This window comes from Pseudomonas sp. MF09150, assembly GCF_059862355.1.
In genome coordinates, this window is the sequence record NZ_JCBCUS010000001.1 from 557,118 (window position 1) to 577,650 (window position 20,533).

Here is a 20,533-nt window from a genome sequence, read left to right on the forward strand (position 1 = left end):
GCGGCAAGCTTTGAGCTTCTAGCTACAAGCTTGCCGCTGCTTTCTGGAGCTTATTTTGCGACTGTTCCACACCTCCGACTGGCACCTGGGGCAGAACCTCCACGGCCAGGAACGCGACTTCGAACATTCCAGCTTTCTCGACTGGCTGCTGCGCCAGCTCAAGCAGGAGCAGCCCGATGTGCTGCTGATCGCCGGCGATATCTTCGACACCGTCAACCCGCCGGTCAAAGCCCAGGAAGGCCTGTACGACTTTATCGTCAGCGCCCACGAACAGCAGCCGCTGCTGACCATCGTGATGATCGCCGGCAACCACGACTCCGGGGCTCGCATCGAACTGCCCGCGCCCTTGATGCGGCGCCTGCGCACCCACGCCCTGGGCCGGGTGCTGTGGCTGGATGATGGCCAGCTCGACGCCGAACGCCTGCTGCTGCCATTGCCCGACGCCAGCGGCGCGATTGGCGGCTGGTGCCTGGCGCTGCCCTTTTTGCGCCCGGCCGAAGTCACTGGTGCGCAACTGGGCGACGACTACCTCAAGGGCATCGGCCAGGTGCATGCACGCCTGATCGCCGCCGCCGAGGCCAAGCGCGAGCCGGGTCAGGCCCTGATCGCCATCAGCCACGCGCACATGGCCGGCGGCTCGATCTCGGAAGACTCCGAGCGCAGCCTGATCATCGGCAACGCCGAAGCCCTACCCGCCAGCCTGTTCGGCCCAAGCATCAGCTACGTCGCCCTCGGCCATTTGCACAAACCGCAAAAGGTCAACGGCGAAGAGCGCATCCGCTACAGCGGTTCGCCGATCCCGCTGTCGTTCTCGGAGATCGACTACAAGCACCAGATCCTCGACGTGCGCCTGGACGGCGAGACCCTGGTCAGCGTCGAACCCAGGCTGATTCCCCGCGCCGTGCACCTGCAACGTCTGGGCCCAGCGCCACTGGCCGAGATCCTGCTGCAACTGGGGCAACTGCCGGACATCGACCTGCTGGCCGACGAACAGCGCCAGCCCTGGCTGGAAGTGCGGATACGGCTCGACGAACCCCAGCCCGACCTGCGCCAGCAAGTGGAAACCGCCCTGCAGAACAAGGCCGTGCGCCTGGTGCGGATCGCCGCCGAATACGCCGGCAACCGTACTGGCGACAGCAGCGAGGACGGCGCGCAACTGATCGAACTCGACCAGCTCAGCCCCCAGGAGCTGTTCAGCCGCGCCTGGCACGACAGCTACGGCAGCGAGGTCGACGAACAGACTCTCAAGGACTTCGCGGTGCTGCTGCAGGACGTGCAGATGGAGACCGAACAACCATGAAGATTCTTGCCATCCGCCTGAAAAACCTGGCCTCACTGGCCGGCCCGTTCGAGATCGACTTCACCGCCGAGCCCCTGGCCAGCGCCGGCCTGTTCGCCATCACCGGCCCTACCGGTGCCGGCAAGAGCACCCTGCTCGACGCCCTGTGCCTGGCCCTGTTCGGCGCCGTGCCGCGCCTGAGCAATATCGGGCGCGAGACCAAGGTCCCGGAGGTCGACAGCGAGATCCTCACCAGCGACCCGCGTACCCTGCTGCGCCGTGGCACCGGCAGCGGTTATGCCGAGGTCGACTTTGTCGGCATCGACGGCCGTCGCTACCGCGCGCGCTGGGAAGCCAACCGCGCCCGGGACAAGGCCAACGGCAAGTTGCAGGGCAGCCGCCAGAGCCTGACGGACCTGGACCAGGAACAGCTGCTGAGCAACCAGAGCAAAAGCGAATACAAGCAACTGATCGAAGCCAAGCTCGGGCTCAACTTCGAGCAATTCACCCGCGCGGTGATGCTGGCCCAGAGCGAGTTCAGCGCCTTCCTCAAGGCCGATGACAAGGACCGCAGCGAACTGCTGGAGAAGCTCACCAACACCGCGATCTACAGCCAACTGGGGCGGCGCGCCTACAGCAAAAGCAAAGAAGCTGAAGAGGTACACAAGGAGCTCAAGGCCCAGGCCAGCGGCATCGTCCCCCTGGAGCCCGAGGCCCGGGCCGAGCTGGATCGGCGCTTCGACGACGCCCAGCAGCAGCTCAAAACCCAGCAGGCCCAACTCAAGCAGCTAGAACAGCAGAACACCTGGCTCAAGGAGCTGCGGCAGTGGCAAGAGGCGCAGCACAGCGCCAGCGAGCAGTTGCAAGCCGCCGAGCACGAGGGGCAAACCCTGGCCCCGGAACGCCTGCGCCTGCAGCGCCTGGAACACCTGGCGCCGCAGCGGCATCAGTTTCTGCGTCAGGCTGAACTGAGCCAGGCCCTGGAACCGCTGCGCCAGCAGATCGGGCAACAGGCCACGCAGCAGATCGACCTGCAACAGCGCCACGAACAGCTGCAACAGCAGCTGCTGGATGCCGGCGCCGCCCTGGCCCAGGCCCAGAGCCAGCACAGCGACAGCGTGCCGTTGCTGCGTGAAGCCTTTGCCGAACAGGGCAACCTGAGCCGCCTGAGCCAGAGCCTGGAGGATGCCGGGCAACAGCAGAGCCGCGCCGAAACGGCAAGCGTGGAAGGCCAGCAGAACATTGTGCAACTGCTGGAACAACAGCGCCTGGTGGGCGAGCGCCTGGAGCGAATCGCCGGGCAACTGGCGCAAAGCGCCGCCCTCGCGCCCCTGGGCGAGGCCTGGAATGTCTACCGCGAACGCTTGCAGCAGCTGATGCTGATCGGCAATCGCCTGAACCAGGGCCGAGCAGAACTGCCGGCCCTGGAACAGCAATCCAATACCGCCGCCCAACACTTGAGCGAGCAGCGTGCGCACCTGGAACTGCTCTACCGCGAAGCCGGCGCCGAACCCCAGGCCGTGGCCGAGCAGATCGAACTGCTGGACGGCCTGCTCAAGGACAACCGCAAGCAACAGCGCGCCATCGAGGACCTGGCACGGCTTTGGGCCCAGCAGCAGGAACTGGACCAGCGCGGCCAGGCCCTGTTGGACAAGCAGCAGGCAGTGGCCACCCAGCGCGAAGAACTGAACAAGGTCGGCTTGCAGGCCAAGGCCGAGCTGACGGTGGCTGAGCAGACCCTGAGCGTCACTCAGGCCCTGCTCGAACGCCAGCGGCTGGCCCGCAGCGCCAGTGTCGAAGAGCTGCGCGGGCAGTTGCAGGATGACCAGCCGTGCCCGGTGTGCGGCAGCGCCGAACACCCCTATCACCAGCCCGAAGCCCTGTTGCAGAGCCTCGGTCGCCACGACGAAAGCGAAGAGGCTAACGCGCGCAAGACCGTGGATGGCCTCAAGGAGCAACTCAACGAACTGCGGGCCCAGGTCCAGGGCCTGATCGCCCAGCAGAAAGAGTTTCTGCAACAGCAGGAGCAACTGGCGGTCCAGCAACAGGCCCTGGCCCCAAGCCTGCAAGCCCACCCGCAGAGCGCCAGCCTGCTGGACCAGGACCCGGCGAGACGGGACGCCTGGCTGCATCAGCAACTGGAGCAGTTACAGCAGAGCATCACCCAGGACGAAAGCCGCCAGGGTGCCCTGCTGACCCTGCAAAAAGACGCCGCACGCCTGCAACAGCAATTGCAGCTCGCCGTCGAAGCCAGCCAGCAGGCGACCCAGCACTTGCACAAACAGCAGGAGCAACTGGGCGCCGACCAACAGCGCCTGGAAGAAGAACTGGCCAGTTTCAATCAGTTGCTGCCGGCCGAGGTCCTCGACGGCCTGCGCCGCGACCCGGCCAACACCTTTGTGCAGCTGGACCAGCAGGTGCTGCAACGCATCGAGCAGTTGCGCGAGCACAAGGACGAGGCCGAGGAACAGCAACAGCGCCAACTGACCCTGGAGAAAGAACAGGACCGCCAGTTGACCCGTCAGCAGCAACTGGCAGACACCCAGCAGCAGTTCGCCGGGCTCAGCGCCCAGCAGCAGGCTTGCCAGCACAAACTCGCTGAGCTGCTGGGGCAACACAGCAGCGCCGAGCACTGGCAACAACACATGGATCAGGCCGTGGAGCAGGCTCGCAGCGCCCAGGCCGCAGCCCAGCAGCAACTCCAGGACCTGCATCAGCAACTGATCCAGCTCGGCGCCGAACTCAAGGCCCGCGAGGAACGGCGACTGGCTCTGGAGGATGAACAGCAACAACTGGCTGCCAGCATCCAACACTGGCGCGCCGGGCATCCCGAACTCGATGAGGAGGGGTTACAGCAACTGCTGGCTCTGGATGAACCACAGGTCCAGCAGTTGCGTCAGCGCCTGCAAGCCAATGACAAGGCCATCGAGCAGGCCAGGGTATTGCTGCAGGAACGTCAGCAGCGCCTGGAACAGCATCAGGCCCAGCACAACGGCAACCTCGCGGCCGAGGAATTGACCCAGGCCCTGGAGGCGTTGCAGCAGGAGGCCCTGGCCAGCGAACAGCAGGTGGCGGAACTGCGCGCGCAACAGAGCGAAGACCAGCGCCGCCAGGACGCCAACCAGGCCCTGGGCCAGCGCATCAGCGACGCCTACAACGAATGGCAGCGCTGGGCGCGCCTCAACGCCCTGATCGGCTCGGCCACCGGCGACACCTTCCGCAAGATCGCCCAGGCCTACAACCTCGACCTGCTGGTGCACCACGCCAATGCCCAGCTGCGGCAACTGGTGCGCCGCTACCGCCTGAAACGCGGTGGCAGCATGCTTGGCCTGCTGGTGCTGGACACGGAAATGGGCGATGAACTGCGCTCGGTGCACTCGCTGTCCGGTGGCGAGACCTTCCTCGTATCCCTGGCACTGGCCCTGGGCCTGGCGTCCATGGCGTCGAGCACGCTGAAGATCGAATCGCTGTTTATCGACGAGGGCTTCGGCAGCCTCGACCCGGAATCCCTGCAACTGGCGATGGACGCCCTGGATGGCTTGCAGGCCCAGGGGCGCAAGGTGGCGGTGATTTCCCACGTGCAGGAAATGCACGAACGAATTCCGGTGCAGATCCAGGTCCGCCGACAAGGCAACGGCCTGAGCACCCTGGAGGTCAAATGAGTCAGGCCGCCGCGACCCTCTACTCCTTTCGCCGTTGCCCCTACGCCATGCGTGCCCGCCTGGCGCTGCGTTACTGCGCAGTGACAGTGGACATCGTCGAAGTCAGCCTCAAGGCCAAGCCGGCGCAGATGCTCGCGCTGTCGAGCAAAGGCACGGTGCCGGTGCTGGATGTGCAAGGCCAGGTGATCGATGAGAGCCTGGACATCATGCGCTGGGCCCTGGCCCGGCACGACCCGCAGGATTGGTTGCTGCGCCAGGACCCGGCGGCACAGGAGGCCATGGCGGCGCTGATCAGCGACAACGATCAGGGCTTCAAGCACTGGCTCAATCGCTACAAATACCCCGAGCGCCATCCGCAGGAGTCCATGGCGCACTACCGCGCCCAGGGCGAACTGTTTTTGCAACGGCTGGAACGTTTATTGAGCGAGCGCGATTACCTGCTGGCCGAGCACATGAGCCTGGCAGACGCAGCCCTGGTGCCTTTTGTGCGCCAGTTCGCCCATGTCGACCGCGAATGGTTTGCCCAGGCGCCCTACCCGCGCCTGCAGGATTGGCTGCGGCGGATCCTGGACTCGGAACTGTTCGTGGCGGTGATGGCCAAGCCAAGCTGATCGACCCCGGCGCCGGTGATATCACGGGCGCCCTGGCAGGCCCGGCGCAGATTCAGTCCTGCAACAGACTCAGCATGCGCTCGCGCGAGGCTTCCGGTTCGCCTTCGACCGGCTGCGCCGCCGAGACGATCGGGGTGGAATAGAGAAACAGAAGTACCACTGCCAGACGCATGACCATGCTGTCGATCCTTTGCTGGGAAAGAGTCAAAAAGTTAGCGTCAAATTTAAACATATGGCGATATGACATTACCAAGACTATTTCCCGGCCCCAGGCTCGCGTGTCGCAAACACGTGATGCAGGAGCGACATCACTGCTGACCCCGCCGAGTGACCGAGGGGGGAGCCAATGACTTCGCTCCTGCATACGCTGCTTGAAAACAGGGGTGGTTGAACGCTCAGTGCTGGGTCTTGTGGTCCAGGGCGGCGTAGAAGTTGGCGCTCTGTTGCAGGTATTTCTGGGTGTAGGTGTTGGTGCGCGACTGTTTGCTGCTGACCTCGGAGCTGGCGCTGGCAGGCAAGGCCACGGTGGCGGAGATGGCGGAAGCGGCGATCACGGAGAAGAGATTGAAGTTCATGGCGGTAACCCTCGGATGCAGTTGGTTGACTTCCCGTATGGCGGTTGAGCCCGGGCGGTGAAGCAAAACTACGCCCGAGGGTGGGCGCGTTGAAATTCATTGCACAAGTAGCGGATATCAGTGGGATTAATACAAGGAGGCAGGCCCCGTAAACCGGGGCCTGCGGCCTATTGACGCACCAGGAACTTGATGTCGCTGGGGGCATCGAACGCCAGTTTCTGTACGGTTTTACCCAGCAGGCCGGTGTTCCGGTCGCGCTCGACGACCACGATCTGGTTGCTTTTCTGGTTGGCGATCAAGACGAACTTGCCGCTGGGGTCGAGGCTGAACTCCCGTGGATGGTCGCCCTCGACCGAGCGCCGTTGCAGTTCCTTGAGCTGGCCGCTAGCCGGGTCGATGGCGAATACCAGCAACTCGTTGGCGGTGCCGCGATTGCTGACATACAGGAACTTGCCGTCCGCCGAGGCATGCAGGGCTGCACCGGCGCGCTTCTCAGGCGGCTGCTCGGCGGCCAGGTCGACCAGTTGGCGCTGGGTCAACTGCCCGGCCTGGTAATCGAACACCGCGACCTGGGCACTCATTTCCATGCTCAGGTAAGCGTGCTTGCCATCGGCGCTGAACAGCAGATGGCGCGGGCCGCTGCCCGGCGGCAGGCTGACGAAGGCCGGCTTGGCGGCGGTCAGCGGCAGCTCGGGGTTGGCCTTGGGGTCGTAGCGGTAGACGAAGATCTTGTCGGCGCCCAGGTCATTGGCGAAGACAAATTGCCCGTCAGGGGCTGAGACCACGGAATGCACGTGGGCCGAAACCTGACGCTCCGGATTGACCCGACTCGCCGGGTGGCTGCTCAGTTGCACCGGCGGCGACAGCTTGCCCTCGGGGCTGACCGGCAATACCGCCAGGCTGCCGCCCGGGTCTTCGCTCACCGAGTAGTTGCCGACGAACAGATAGCGGCCATCGGCGCTGAGGCTGGAATGGGTGGGTTCATTGCCCAGGCTTTGCACCTGATTGATCAGGCGCAGCTGGTGGCTCTTGGGGTCGAGGCGAAAGCTGCTGACCCGGCCCACCGGATCGGCCTGGCCGGGGCCGTTTTCATTGACCGCAAACAGCAGTTTCTGGTCCCGGGACAGTGTCAGCCAGGACGGGTTGGCGCTCTTCACCACTTGCAGCGCCTTGGCCGCGATCTGCCCGGTGCTGCTGTCGAACTGCAGGCGGTAGATCCCTTCGCTGGTGCCCTGGGTGTAGGAACCGACCAACAGTTCGTGGCTGTCCACAGGCGCCGCCTGGACGCCCATGGCGCCGACACTGCCGGCCATCAGCAGAGGCCAGAAACTACGCATCTTCATCGTGCTCTTCCTCATCATCGCGGGCAGTGAACGCGCTCATGCACACCAGGCGGTGCTCGCCGGAATCGCCAAGGATGGTCCAGCTTTGCAAGGTCTCATCGAAGGTTGCGGCCTGCACCTGGGCCAGGCTGAAGTTCCAGCGCTTGGCTGCCCGGCCGTCCATGCATTCGATCAGCAACTGCTGGTCGTCGAGGGAGAAATCAAAGGCATGCAGGCCGTCGATCTCCAGCATGTCGCAGGTTTCAAGGGCGGTGAGCAAAGTAGCGGTCATGGCAGTCAATCATCAAAAGGGAAAGCCGCAATGATAGCTGCTCAGACCCCGGCCGACCTAAAAGAGTCGCGCGAAGCTGTAGCCGCTGCCGAGCCCGCGAGGCTGCGCTGGCTGGAATGAACGCCGTGGCGTGTCAGGTGGACATGGGCCGCACTGGGGGCATAAAAAAGCCGCAACCTGGGTTGCGGCTTGTTGGACGGCGGGCCGTCAGTGGGCGAACAGCGAGTTGCCCTTCTGCCCGGCCAGTTTCTCCGGTTTGATCAGGAAGCGTGCCAGCGCTGGCAGCAGCCACAGCGCGCCGAACATGTTCCACAGCAGCATGAAGGTCAGCATCAAGCCCATGTCGGCCTGAAACTTGATTGCCGAGAAGATCCAGGTCGCCACGCCAATGGCCAGGCACAGGCCGGTGAAGAGCACGGCCTTGCCGGTGGATTTCAGCGTCTGGTAGTAGGCCTCTTGCAGCGGCAGGCCGGCGCGCAGGAAGCTTTCCAGGCGGCTGTAGATATAGATGCCGTAGTCGACCCCGATCCCCACCCCGAGCGCTACCACCGGCAGGGTCGCCACCTTGACCCCGATGCCCATGAACGCCATCAGCGCGTTACCCAGCACCGAGGTCAGCACCAGTGGCAGCACAATGCACAGGGTCGCCGCCCAGGAACGGAAGGTGATCATGCACATAGTGGCGACGCAGATGTAGACCAGGATCAGGATGATCAGCTCCGACTCCTTGATCACTTCGTTGGTCGCGGCTTCGATACCGGCGTTCCCCGCAGCCAGCAGGAACTCCAGGCCATCCTTGTTGTGCTCGTTGGCGAACTCCTGCACCGCATGCACCGCCCGGTCGAGGGTCGCGGCCTTGTGGTCATTGAGGAAGATCAGCACCGGCGCCAATGAGCAGTTGTTGTTGTACAGACCATCGGCACGGGAGATGGAGTTGTTGAGTACGTCCGGGTTGCGCGACAGGGTCTCCCATTTCAGGTTGCCTTCGTTCATGCCCTTGATCATCTGCTTGGACACGGTCACCAAGGAGATCGCCGACTGCACGCCCTCGGTGTTCTGCATCTTCCACATCAGCTCGTCGATCGGCGCCATGGCCTCGTAGCGCGAACAGCCTTCGGCGGCAGTCTTGACCATCACCACCAGGACGTCGGAGCTGGTGGAGTAATTATTGATGATGAAGCTGTTGTCCTTGTTGTAGCGCGAGTCCGGACGCAGTTCCGGCGCGCCCTGATCGAGGTCGCCGATCTTCAGGTTCTGGCTGTACCAGAGGCCGCCACCGAAGGCCACCAGGGCCAGGGCGATGGACACCGGTGCGACTTTCGGGCTGGCAAAGTTCGACAGCAGGCGCCAGAACGAATGCTCGCGGGTCGCGTCTTTCTTGCTGCGTTCGATCGCCCGCTTACTGATGCCGACATAGGAAATCGCCACCGGCAACAGAATCAGGTTGGTGAACACAATCACCGCCACGCCGATCGACGCGCCGATGGCCAGCTCGCGGATCACCCCGATATCGATGATCAGCAACGTGATAAAGCCCACCGCGTCGGCCAGGATCGCGATCATCCCCGGCAGGAACAGTTGGCGGAACGTTCGCCTGGCCGCCGTCAGGGCGTTATCCGCCCCGCTGGATTGCAGGGCGATGCCGTTGATCTTCTGCACCCCGTGGGAAATGCCGATGGCGAAGATCAGGAACGGCACCAGCATCGAATACGGGTCCAGCCCGAAACCGAAGGCGTGCATCAACCCCAACTGCCAGACCACCGCCACCAGGGTGGTGATCAGTACCGCGATGGTGCTGCGGATGCACCAGGTGAACCAGTACAGCAGCACCAGGGTGATGACGAAGGCGATACCGAAGAACATCACCACCATGATCAGGCCATCGATCAGGTCGCCGACTTTCTTGGCGAAACCGACGATGTGGATCTTCACATTTGGGTTCTGCGCCTCGAACTTGTTGCGGATCTTGTCTTCCAGTTCGTGGGAGAACTTCTGGTAGTCCAGGGCCAGCAACTTGCCCTGGTCCTGCGGGTCCGGGTAGGACTCCAGCAGCGGAATGTCGACGATGCTCGACTTGAAGTCGTTGGACACCAGGCGCCCGACCTGCCCGGACTTGAGCACGTTATTGCGCAACTGCTCCAGGCTGTCGGCCGAACCGTCGTAACTCTGCGGGATCACCTCACCGCCGGCAAACCCCTCTTCGGTGACTTCGGTCCAGCGCACGCTGGGGCTCCACAGCGACTTGAGGCCCGAGCGATCGACGCCGGAGATGTAGAACACCTCGTCGTTGATTTGCCGCAGGGTCTCCATGTACTCCTTGCTGAAGATGTCACCGTCCTTGGCCTCCACCGAAATGCGCACGGTGTTGCCCAGGTTCGCCAGGTCGTTGCGGTGCTCCATCATTTTTTCAATGAAGGGATGCTTGAGCGGGATCATTTTTTCAAAGCTGGTGGACGGCCGGATCAGCGTCGCCTGCCAGAACAGGAAAATACTCACCACCAGGCAAATCAGGATCACTGCCGGGCGGTTGTTGAAAATCAGGCGCTCGAGAAACGTCGCCTTGTCTTGATGATGACTGCTCATGATGTCCCCGCCTTCTTATTATGTGCCCGGCTCATTTGCTCAGCTCAGCGCCTGTCGGCGAGGTCGTGCGTACGCCACCCTGCCCCACCAGAATCAAATTGCCGTCGCCCGCGGCCGTCACCGCCGACAAGGAGATGCGGTCGGGACGGTTGAAGACGCTGAAGGTCAGGCCGTGGTCATGGCTTTGCACCACACTGCCGCCGTTGCCGACGATCACCAGGGTGCCGTCGTCGAGCAGGGTCGCGCCCGACAGGCCGAACTCCAGGGCACCACGAGCGGCGTTGAGCTCGACCTGGTCCCAGGTGCTGCCGAAGTCGGTGGAACGGTACAGGTTGCCGCGCAAGCCGTAGATCAGCAGGGTATTGGCTTCGGCGGTGCCGATCACGCCGAACAGCGAGCCGTGGTACGGGCCTTCGAGGCGCTCCCAGGTCTGGCCCCAGTCGGCGGAACGAAACAGACTGCCCTGCTCGCCGACAATCACCAGCCCCGCGTCCTTCACCGCGGCAATCGCGTTGAGGTGGTACTGGTCTTCGTTGTCCAGGCGGTCGCTGGCGTCTTCCCAGTGCTGGCCGCCATCGGTGGTTTCCAGCAAGGCGCCGTAGGCACCCACGGCAAAGCCGGTACTGGCGTCCTTGAACCAGACGTCGAGCAACGGCGCTTCACGCTTGAGGTCTTCGAATTGTTTGATCCAGGTGGCGCCACCGTCTGTGCTGGCGAGGATCTGCGCATCGTGGCCGACGGCCCAGCCCAGCTTGTCGTCGACGAAGTACACCGCCGTCAGCAGTTGCCGGGTCGGCACCTTGGCCTGGGTCCAGGTCTGGCCCTGGTCGTCGGAATAGAGAATGTGCCCACGGTCGCCGACCGCCACCAGGCGTTTGCCGGCGTGCACGACGTCGAGCATCAGGCTTTTGGCAGCCTTGGCCGACTCGGTGGAATAGACCGCAGCAGCGGCGGCATCGGTTGTCGCAACAGCGACTGCCGCCGTATCGGCAGCCTGGACGGGGACCGACAACGCGGCAACCCCCAACAGCGAGAGCGCTGTAGCCAGCAACGCGAATCTGCGTAAGGCCGGCGGGCGGCAACAACCCACACCCATGACAGGCTCACTCATAGACCTTTCCCCCATTATTATTGTTAGGTCATTCAACCTTTAAGGGCGCCGCGCAGGGCGTGCCTGACGATTGACTGATCCCGGATACCGTCCTGAAACCTGCAATCTAGAGCCCCTTCGGAAGCAGATCTATCCTATCGGGCTTTGGAAAGGTCTGACAATCGACACCGCGTTATCTTTTGTTAACTCGAGGCGATGAGACGATAGCTGAATGGCCTGCCATTCGTCGCCCTGATAAACACAAGCCGCCGGATAATTTGCAGAGGTTATCTGTAGCCGCTGTCGCCAGGCTCGGGCCGGGTTCAGACGCTGCTCATCTGCAGCACTGTTGATATGCCTGGGGAACAGCGGCGCTCATCAGGGCCAGTGCAGCCTCGTGCCTCGGCAGCGGCAACGGCGGGCTTGGATCTTGCGGCATGAAAAAGCCCCGCCCGGGGCGACCGGGCGGGGCTTGCGGTGTCAACCGATCAGGCCAGGCTTTTGCTCACGACTTCAAACACGTCGCTGGACAGTTCGCCCGAGGCGCGGATGCGTTCCAGTTCGGCTTTCATCAGTGCCTGGCGGGCACTGTCGTATTTGCGCCAGCGGGTCAGCGGCGCCAGCTGGCGCGAGGCGATCTGCGGGTTAAAGGCGTTGAGCTCGATCACCAGGTCCGCCAGGAAGCGGTAGCCGGAGCCATCCGCCGCATGGAAGTTGATCAGGTTCTGCCCGGCGAAAGCACCGATCAGCGCCCGCACCTTGTTCGGGTTCTTGATGTTGAACGCCGGGTGCTGCATCAGCGCCTTGACCCGCGCCAGGCCACCCGGCAGAGCGCTGGCGGCCTGGACGCTGAACCATTGATCCATGACCAGCGGGTTGTCCTTGAAGTTCTCGGCGAACAGTTCCAGGGCCCAGGCCTTTTCTTCCTCGTAAGGGGAATTGACCAGCACCGCCAGTGCGGTCAGGCGTTCGGTCATGTTATCGGCGTGCTCGAACTGCTCCTTGGCCGCCGCCGGCACCAGGAACTCCGGCTTGCGGCTGACCATCACGTACGACAGGGCAATGTTCTGCAATGCACGTCGGGCGAAATGTTCCGCCTCGGCCACATAAGGCGTGCGTTTGGACACTTCGCGATTGGTCTGATAACGCTGCCACAAAGGCTCGAACAGCTCATCGGCCAACTGCCGGCGGGCAAATTCGCGGGCAGCGTGGATGGCCTCGACGTCGGCCACTTCGCTGATTTCGGTGAGGTAGGCCTCGCCCGGCAGCGAGAGCATTTCCGCGACCATGGCCTGATCCAGGCTGTCATCGGTCAATACGCTGCGCAGCGCCGTGACCAGGCGCGGGTCCATCGCCAGGGCTTCGCCCTTCTGCTGCTGAGCGATCAGCTCCTGCAACACCTGCACCGACAATTGCTGGCCGGCGTCCCAACGGTTGAAACCGTCGCTGTCGTGTTGCATGAGGAACATCAACTGGTCGCGGCTGTAGGGGAAGCTCAGCTTCACCGGGGCCGAGAATCCCCGCAGCAGCGACGGCAACGGCTGTTCGGCGATGTCGACGAAGGTAAAAGTCTGCTCGGCCTCGGTCACCGACAACACACGGGACGTGCCCTGGGCGGTGGCTTCACCGACCAGGCGCAGGGCGATGTCGGCACCGGTGCTATCGAGCAGGCCCAGGGCCACGGGAATCACAAACGGCAGTTTCTCGACCTTGTCCGGGGTCGCCGGGCAGCTCTGGCGGAAGGTCAGGCTGTAGGTCTTGGCCGCCGGGTCATAGGCTTCGCTGACGGCCAGGCGTGGTGTGCCGGCCTGGCTGTACCAGCGCTTGAACTGGGTCAGGTCGACGCCGTTGGCATCTTCCATGGCCTTGATGAAGTCATCGCAGGTCACGGCTTGGCCATCGTGGCGCTCGAAATACAGGTCGCTGCCCTTGCGAAAGCCCTCGGCGCCCACCAGGGTGCGGATCATGCCGACGACTTCCGAGCCCTTCTCGTACACGGTCAGGGTGTAGAAGTTGGAAATCTCGATAAAGCTTTCCGGGCGCACGGCATGGGCCATGGGGCCGCCGTCTTCGGCGAACTGGTGGGTCCGCAGGTACGCCACATCCTGGATGCGCTTGACTGTCGGCGAGTTCATGTCCGAGGAGAACCCGGCATCGCGGAACACGGTAAAACCTTCCTTGAGCGACAGCTGGAACCAGTCGCGGCAGGTCACGCGGTTGCCCGACCAGTTGTGGAAGTATTCGTGGGCGACGATCGCCTCGACCCGCTGGTGCGCAGCGTCGGTCGCGGTTTCGGCGCGGGCCAGCACGGCGCTGGAGTTGAAGATATTGAGGCCCTTGTTCTCCATGGCACCCATGTTGAAGTCATTGACCGCCACGATCATGAAGATGTCGAGGTCGTACTCGCGACCGTAGGTCTCTTCATCCCAGCGCATGGATTTCTTCAGGCTGTTCATGGCGTGCTGGCACTTGTCGATGTTTTCCGGCTCGACATAAATGCGCAGCGCCACGTTGCGCTGGCTCATGGTGGTGAAGCTGTCTTCGACGCACCACAGGTCACCGGCCACCAGGGCGAACAGGTAGGCCGGCTTCATGAACGGGTCTTCCCAGGTCGCCCAGTGCCGGCCGTCTTCGCCGGGGCCACTGGCAATCGGGTTGCCGTTGGACAGCAGCACCGGGTAGCTGTGCTGCTCGGCCGACACGGTGGTGGTGAACCTGCTCATCACGTCCGGGCGATCGAGGTAATAGGTGATCTTGCGAAAGCCTTCGGCCTCGCACTGGGTGCAGAACATGCCGCTGGATTTGTACAGGCCTTCCAGGGCGGTGTTGGTTTCCGGATGAATGCGCACGCTGGTGTCGACAGTGAAGCGCTCGGCCGTCGGTTGCAGGGTCAGGTGGCTGTCGTCGAGCTGGTAGTCGGCGGCGCTCAGTTCGCGATCGCCCAGGCTGACCGACAGCAACTCCAGCAACTGGCCGTCCAGCACCAGCGGCGGCAGACCGGCGCCGCGTGCCGGGTTGCGCCGCATCACCAGTTGCGCATGGACCAGGCTGTGGTCCTCGAACAACTCGAAGGTCAGGTGCGTCTCGTCGATCAGGTACTCGGGCGCCTGATAGTCCTTCAGGTAAATCATCTTCGGTTGATCGGTGCGCATGGTTCGAATCCTTCTACTGATGCACGGCGAGCTGATAGGCCGTGTATTTACGAATATTGATCACGCCCGTGTCGAAGATCAGGTATTGGCCCTTGATCCCCAGCAACGTGCCTTCGGCAATCGGGTTCTTGTCCAGGTTGAAGCTGACGATCTTGGCCGGGTACTGCTCGACCGGGTAACGGATTTCCAACGGCTGTACATCGCTCAGCGCTTGGATCGCCTGCAGCCCGAAGCGTTCCTGCAAACCTTGCAGGCCCTCGGCGCAGGAGGCGAACAACTGTTCGCGCACGGCCACCAGGTCGACGGCGGGTGCGTCGCCCTTGAGCAGGGCGCGCCAGTTGGTCTTGTCGGCCACCTGGCTGCGCAGCAGGTCTTCGACGAAGCCCGATTGCTGGCGGGTGGCTACGCGCATGATCGGCAGCGCCTGGCTCGCGCCCTGGTCCAGCCAGCGGGTCGGCAGCTGGGTGGCGCGGGTGATGCCGACCTTGACCCCCGAGGAGTTGGCCAGATAGACCACGTGGTCGGTCATGCAGAATTGCTCGCCCCAGGACGGATCGCGGCAGGTGCCGGCGTCGTAGTGGCAACGCTCCGGGCTCATGATGCACAGGTCGCACTGGGCCAGCTTGGTCATGCACGGGTAGCAGTAACCCTGGCTGAAACTGGTCTTGGTCTTGCGTCCGCAATGGGAGCAGTGGATCGCCCCGAGGAACTCCAGGCGGACCTGGGTGCCGATCATCGGGTTGACCGGCACCTCCTGCTCGCCCAGGCGAAAGGCGTATTGAACGTTCGGCCCGTCAAGGCGCGCCGACATCTTGCTGATTGCACCGCGGCCAATCTCAATCAATGGATGGCATCCGACTTGAACAGGATGTTCGGCACCGGCGCCGACTTCGACGAGCATTCCTGCGGCCCCATGTAGCCGGTGCGCTCTTCCTCGGGCAGGTTCTGCATTTCCCAGGCGATGACCGCCTGCAACGACAGTTCACGCTGTTCGGCGGTGAGCTTGCGGCCGTCGGACCATTTGCCGATTTCCACCGCGAGCTTGAGGCTCTGGTAGATCTCCGGGGTGATGTTTTCGATCATTTCTACAAAAGAGGACATGCAACGGTCTCCAGCATTAAAGGGCCAGTTTACGGCGGCCATACAAGCCACCCAACAAACCTGTGAGGCATCCGACGAGCAACCCGCCGACGTGGGCGGCATTGGCGATTTCCCCGAAACCGATCATCGAGACCAGCCCGGACAGGCACAGCAGCAACCACACCAGCATCATCACCAGCACGCCGCGCGGCAGGCGATAGATCGGGTTGGGCGCCAGCAATTGATAGATCCAGCAATGCCCGAGCAGACCGTACAGGACCCCGGACAGGCCGCCGAACAGGGTCGGGCCGCTGAAATAGTATTGGGCGAAGTTCGAAACCAGGCTGAACAGCAGGGTCAGGCCCAGCAGGTTGATGCTGCCCTGGCGCAACTCGATGCGCCGCCCCAGCTCCCAGTACCACATGCCGTTCATGGCGATGTGCAGGAAACCGAAGTGGATCAGCATCGGCGTCACCAGACGCCACCACTGCCCTGCTGCCAGGCTGTCGGCCAGAGGCGTGAACTGGATGTAGTCGCCGGTGACGCGAAACTCGAGAAAGGTCAGCCAGCGCAGGGTGTCCAGGTTGTCGCCCAACAGGGTCACCGCGCACACGATCAGGCTCGCCAGCAGCACCAGGGCGGTCATCGGGCTGCGGCGCAACTGTTCCTTGAAGCCCGGGCGCGCGCCAGCGGTCGGCACTTGCGGCAGGTCCAGCTGCTGCTCGGGGTCGCCGCCGGGAAAGCGCTCGTACAACGCACGCACATCGGCACTGATCGAGTCCGGCACCCACAGTACCTGCTCGCCCGCCTCTTCGCTGACCCGGTGCGGCACCTGCATACGCTGCAGCAAGGTGACAAAACCGCTCAAATCCACCGCCAGCGGTAGACGCAATACTGCAACAGCACTCATCCCAGAGCCTCCGGCCGCTCAACATCGACCCAGACGAATTTATGTGGATCCAGGCGGGTTTCCTGGTCCAGGCGATAGGCCACCAGCTTGCCGTAGAGCACGGCACTGTAGTCCAGGCACGCCAGGTTGGCGCGCAACGGCGCCGGTTTGCCGCTGCGCCAGTAGTGGCCAACGAACAGCAACGGCTCGTCGCTGGCGTAGCGCAACAGGTTGCTTTTTTCACTGGAGGACAGCGGCATGCAGGCCACCGGCTCCGGCAGCGCATCGGGCTGGAACACGATGTCGCCGTAGGTCTGCGGGTCGTCTTCCCAGAACTTGGTGCGAAAGAACGAACGGGTCAGGCCATCGCCGCTGGTCATGGTCTGGCCATGGGGCAGGCGCATGTCGGTGCCACGCAGCAGGCGGTCGAAGGCCAGGCTGGCGAAGCTGTCGGGGAGCGCCGAGGCCTGGAGGAACACCTCGTCGATGCAGCCGTTGGGGTACTGCGCGCGCAGGGGCGCAATCAGCCCCGCATCCCAGCAGGCGTGCACCACGCGAAAACGCCCGGCATCGACGAACAGCGGCAGCTTGTAAAACCAGCCGAGGAAGTCATGCCAGTCGCCGGGGTGCTGCTCAAACTGGTTCAGGGTCTCGCTGAGCAGGCGCGCGTGGCGCGGCGTGTGCTCGCGCACGAACTGCTTGCCGCTGCCCGCAGGCGCCGGGGTGCTCCAGCCCAGGGCATTGAATTCATGGTTGCCCATGATGCACAGCGCCTGGCCGGCCTCGACCATGTCGTGGACGATATGCAGCGCTTCGCGGATTCGCGGGCCGCGGTCGATGATGTCGCCGAGGAACACCGCCATGCGTGACGGGTGCCGCCAGACGCCACCCTGCCTGTGGTAACCGAGCCGGTCGAGCAAGTGCTCAAGGGTCAGGGCGCACCCGTGCACGTCGCCGATCAGGTCGTAACTTCGCGCGGGATCGAGCATCAGTCGCCTCCACCACCCAGCCGGCTGCCCCAGCCGAGTTTGGTCCGGCAAACCTCGTAGTAGTTGTGGTCCAGCGGATGGATCAGGCGCAGCTTCTGCGCCTTCTTGCTGACCGTGACGGTGTCGCCGGGCGCACAGGTAAAGTGGTTCTGCCCGTCACAGGAGACTTGCGGATAGATCTGCATATCTTTGGACACGACGATTTTCAGCTCACTGTTGCCATCGACCACAATTGGCCGGCCTGACAAGGTATGGGGGTACATCGGCACAATCACAATGGCATCGAGCTTGGGATGCATGATCGGCCCGCCGGCCGACAGCGCATAGGCCGTGGAACCGGTCGGCGTGGCGACGATCAGGCCGTCGGCCTTCTGGCTGCAGACGAACTGGCCATCGATGTAGATTTCGAATTCGATCATCCGCGTCGACTTGCCCGGGTGCAGCACCACGTCATTCAGCGCGTCGCCCTGGCCGATGGCCTCGGCGTGACGGCGGACTTCGGCCTGAAGCAGGAAGCGGTTCTCCACCAGGTAGTGGCCGTCCAGCACCTCGGCGACCTTGATCTCCAGCTCGTCCGGGCGAATATCGGTCAAAAAGCCCAGGCTGCCGCGGTTGATCCCCAGCACCGGCGTGTTGTGCCGGGCCAGGGCGCGGGCGGCGCCAAGCAGGCTGCCGTCGCCGCCGACCACGATCACCATGTCGCAGACTTCACCGAGCATTTTGCGCGACGAGGTCTGCAGGCCGTGGCCTGGCAGCACGTCGGCGATGGTGTCCTCGAGGATCACGTGCAGGTGGCGTTCGAGCAGAAACCTTTTCAGTCGGCGAACTGTGTCAAGCACCTGCGAACTGCCCAGGCGACCGATAATGCCGATATTGCGAAATTGCTCCATGGGGCTCCTGCAGGGTTCTGGGGCGGGCAAAAGAGGGATTATGGGCGAAAGCCGGCCATAGACAAAATCCTTTCAGCCACCCTCCGAGGAGCTATGCTCGCAGAATGATCCTGTTTCCCGGCTTGCTCGACCTCCCCCGCCAGTTGCGCCACCCCGCGGTGCGCGACCTGGCCTGGGTCATCCTCGCCCCGCCCATGCTCGAACACACGCCCTGGCCCCAGCGTCATCCACTGGCCGGCAGCGACTGGGTGCAGGCGCCCGAACTGCTGGCCCACTGGCTGCGCCAACTCGACCAGGACCACCGCGCCCTGGAACATTGGCTGGCCCTGGCCACCACCCGGCGCCTGGGCCTGTACTACGAACGCTTGTGGCAATTCGCGGTGCGCCATGCCCCGGGGGTCGAGCTGCTCGCGGCCAACCTGCCGATCCGCCGTGCCGGGCACACCCTGGGCGAGCTGGACATGCTGCTGCGCGACCGCGACGGCGTGCATCACCTGGAACTGGCGATCAAGCTGTACCTCGGGCCGCAGGCCGGCAACGGCGAAGACAGCGCCCAGTGGCTGGGCCCGGGCTGCCATGACCGCCTGGACCGCAAGCTGGCCCATTTGTGCGAACACCAGTTGCCGATTTCAGCCCGCCCGGAAAGCCTCGATGTACTGACCGCCCTGGACATCACCCATTTCAGCGCCCACCTGTGGCTGGGCGGCTACCTGCTCTACCCCTGGCCCGGCCATGCCCATCCGCCGCTGGGCGCCCACCCCCGGCACCTGCACGGACGCTGGCTGCACCAGCATGACTGGCCGGCATTCCTGGCCCAGAGCCCACCCGGGCGCTGGCAACCCTTGCCGCGCCATGCCTGGCTGGCGCCGGCCCATTACCCCGACGAGCAGACCTGGAGCCCGGCCCAGCTCGAACACTGGCTGGCCGAGCTCGACCCCCATGCTCCGGCGCAATTGCTGGTGCGCCTGACGCAGAAAGCCCCGGCCCATTGGGAAGAAGCCGAGCGCCTGTTCCTGGTGGCCGACCTGTGGCCAAACGTGCCGGGGCAGGCTTGAGCGGCGGCCACCCGTCCATTGATCACCCCCTTTGGCCCACGCCCGCCCCCGGCTGAGTGGGGCTTAACGCCCGCCTCAGGTCATTCGTCCATATTTATGCTGCAGCAGCAAACGACCGCGAAACCCTGTACTAGGATACGAGGGCTGCACTCACTATCGTGCTCGATCAAGGGGTCAGGACATCCTCTTAAAACTCATGGTTATAAAGGCAATGACGCCGCCACCTGGACTCATGGATGAACCAATGAACTCACAACTGCTGTTCCCCCACATTGGCAAGGTCATCGCCAGCACCGGCAGCCGCAACTTCCCCCGCATGCTGCATGCCCTGATATTGACTCAGCTGGCGGTGGACGCGACCCACATCCGGCGCCTGCCGCTGGCCTCTGAAGCGCCTTCCCACGGCCGCAACGCCAGCGCCGCCAATGACACCGGCGACACCTGCGGGCCCGGATGGCTGGCCGCGACGGTGTACGACCGACGCAGCCACCAGCCTCTCTGCGACAGCTTCGCCGCAGCGGCGCACCGCGAGGCCGCGCCTGCCCGGCCCGGGGTGGCCAGTGCACAGATGCACCTGAGCAGTCACCGCGACGCCTACCGCTACATGATCTCGGTGTACCGCTGCGCCCATGCGCCGAACTTTTCCGCCCAGGAACGCATCATCCTCCAGGACTTTTCGTCACTGCTGCTGCCCATGGTGGAAACCCATATCAGCGCCCTGCAACCCGTCAGCAGCACCTGCCAGGCGGGCCCGGTGACGACGACCACGGTCCAGGGCCTGGAAAACCTGCGCCAGCGCTTTGCCGAACGCCTGGAGCAATCGGGCCTGAGCCTGTCGAACCGGGAGACGGAAGTCTGCATCGGCCTGCTCGCCGGGCGTACCGCGCCGGAGTTGGCGGAACAGTTCCGGCTCAAGGTCAACACCGTGGAAAGCTACCTCAAGCGCGCCTCGATCAAGATGGGCATCAGTGGCCGCAATTCGCTGCTGCGCTGGATGTACTCCGGCGATGAGGCCGCGGCCCCCTGCGCCGCTCGCGGCCTGGCCTAGGATCAGGCCGGGCCGC

The 20,533-nt window shown here is 63.8% G+C and carries 17 protein-coding genes; 5 read left to right on the forward strand and 12 right to left on the reverse strand.

Features of this window, described 5'->3' with window-relative positions; all coding sequences use genetic code 11:
- Positions 1–55 precede the first annotated feature (55 nt).
- The 3 genes from AC19YX_RS02350 to AC19YX_RS02360 are packed head-to-tail and all read left to right on the forward strand — an operon-like array spanning position 56 to position 5,552.
- Positions 56–1,300, forward strand: coding sequence for an exonuclease SbcCD subunit D C-terminal domain-containing protein (locus tag AC19YX_RS02350; protein ID WP_201130750.1), 1,245 nt, complete (start codon positions 56–58; stop codon positions 1,298–1,300).
- Entirely contained in the window at positions 1,297–4,941 is a 3,645-nt protein-coding gene (locus AC19YX_RS02355; RefSeq protein WP_500605580.1) for an AAA family ATPase, read from the forward strand. Before AC19YX_RS02350 ends, AC19YX_RS02355 begins: the two co-directional genes overlap by 4 nt.
- A complete protein-coding gene (locus AC19YX_RS02360) occupies positions 4,938–5,552 on the forward strand; it encodes a glutathione S-transferase (protein WP_500605581.1) in 615 nt (204 codons plus the stop codon). Before AC19YX_RS02355 ends, AC19YX_RS02360 begins: the two co-directional genes overlap by 4 nt.
- Positions 5,553–5,604: 52 nt before the next feature.
- Here the strand turns inward: AC19YX_RS02360 and AC19YX_RS02365 are convergent, their stop codons facing one another.
- The 12 genes from AC19YX_RS02365 to AC19YX_RS02420 form a co-directional block, all read right to left on the reverse strand.
- Positions 5,605–5,730 carry a hypothetical protein gene (locus tag AC19YX_RS02365; protein WP_020296071.1) on the reverse strand — a complete coding sequence of 42 codons (126 nt, stop codon included), beginning with the start codon at positions 5,728–5,730 and terminating at the stop codon, positions 5,605–5,607.
- Between the two features lie 217 nt (positions 5,731–5,947).
- Positions 5,948–6,127, reverse strand: a complete 180-nt coding sequence (locus AC19YX_RS02370; RefSeq protein ID WP_078473750.1) for a hypothetical protein — start codon at positions 6,125–6,127, stop codon at positions 5,948–5,950.
- A 167-nt stretch (positions 6,128–6,294) separates the two neighbouring features.
- Positions 6,295–7,470 (reverse strand): lactonase family protein, encoded by a 1,176-nt coding sequence (locus AC19YX_RS02375; RefSeq protein WP_500605582.1) that lies wholly within the window; start codon positions 7,468–7,470, stop codon positions 6,295–6,297.
- A complete protein-coding gene (locus tag AC19YX_RS02380) occupies positions 7,457–7,750 on the reverse strand; it encodes a DUF5629 family protein (protein ID WP_078473748.1) in 294 nt (97 codons plus the stop codon). Before AC19YX_RS02380 ends, AC19YX_RS02375 begins: the two co-directional genes overlap by 14 nt.
- Before the next feature lie 198 nt (positions 7,751–7,948).
- Positions 7,949–10,324, reverse strand: a complete 2,376-nt coding sequence (locus tag AC19YX_RS02385; RefSeq protein ID WP_078473747.1) for an efflux RND transporter permease subunit — start codon at positions 10,322–10,324, stop codon at positions 7,949–7,951.
- Positions 10,325–10,355: 31 nt separating this feature from the next.
- The gene (locus AC19YX_RS02390; RefSeq protein ID WP_421547001.1) at positions 10,356–11,435 is read right to left on the reverse strand and encodes a WD40/YVTN/BNR-like repeat-containing protein; all 1,080 of its coding nucleotides are present in this window, start codon (positions 11,433–11,435) and stop codon (positions 10,356–10,358) included.
- A gap of 467 nt (positions 11,436–11,902) precedes the next feature.
- Positions 11,903–14,566 (reverse strand): aminopeptidase N, encoded by a 2,664-nt coding sequence (gene pepN / locus AC19YX_RS02395; protein WP_500605583.1) that lies wholly within the window; start codon positions 14,564–14,566, stop codon positions 11,903–11,905.
- A 13-nt stretch (positions 14,567–14,579) separates the two neighbouring features.
- Positions 14,580–15,410, reverse strand: coding sequence for a DUF2797 domain-containing protein (locus AC19YX_RS02400; protein WP_078473744.1), 831 nt, complete (start codon positions 15,408–15,410; stop codon positions 14,580–14,582).
- A complete protein-coding gene (locus tag AC19YX_RS02405) occupies positions 15,407–15,667 on the reverse strand; it encodes a YeaC family protein (RefSeq protein WP_020296079.1) in 261 nt (86 codons plus the stop codon). Before AC19YX_RS02405 ends, AC19YX_RS02400 begins: the two co-directional genes overlap by 4 nt.
- A gap of 16 nt (positions 15,668–15,683) precedes the next feature.
- Entirely contained in the window at positions 15,684–16,556 is an 873-nt protein-coding gene (locus tag AC19YX_RS02410) for a rhomboid family intramembrane serine protease (RefSeq protein ID WP_078473743.1), read from the reverse strand.
- Positions 16,553–17,527 (reverse strand): metallophosphoesterase, encoded by a 975-nt coding sequence (locus AC19YX_RS02415; protein WP_178103002.1) that lies wholly within the window; start codon positions 17,525–17,527, stop codon positions 16,553–16,555. The genes AC19YX_RS02410 and AC19YX_RS02415 overlap by 4 nt, the downstream gene beginning before the upstream one ends.
- On the reverse strand, positions 17,524–18,414 hold the full coding sequence (locus AC19YX_RS02420; protein ID WP_020296082.1) for an NAD(+) kinase: 891 nt from the start codon (positions 18,412–18,414) through the stop codon (positions 17,524–17,526). Before AC19YX_RS02420 ends, AC19YX_RS02415 begins: the two co-directional genes overlap by 4 nt.
- 104 nt (positions 18,415–18,518) lie before the next feature.
- Between AC19YX_RS02420 and AC19YX_RS02425 the strand changes: the two genes are divergently transcribed.
- On the forward strand, positions 18,519–19,469 hold the full coding sequence (locus AC19YX_RS02425; protein ID WP_078473741.1) for a DUF1853 family protein: 951 nt from the start codon (positions 18,519–18,521) through the stop codon (positions 19,467–19,469).
- Between the two features lie 244 nt (positions 19,470–19,713).
- On the forward strand, positions 19,714–20,517 hold the full coding sequence (locus AC19YX_RS02430) for a helix-turn-helix transcriptional regulator (RefSeq protein ID WP_500605584.1): 804 nt from the start codon (positions 19,714–19,716) through the stop codon (positions 20,515–20,517).
- Positions 20,518–20,533: the final 16 nt, after the last annotated feature.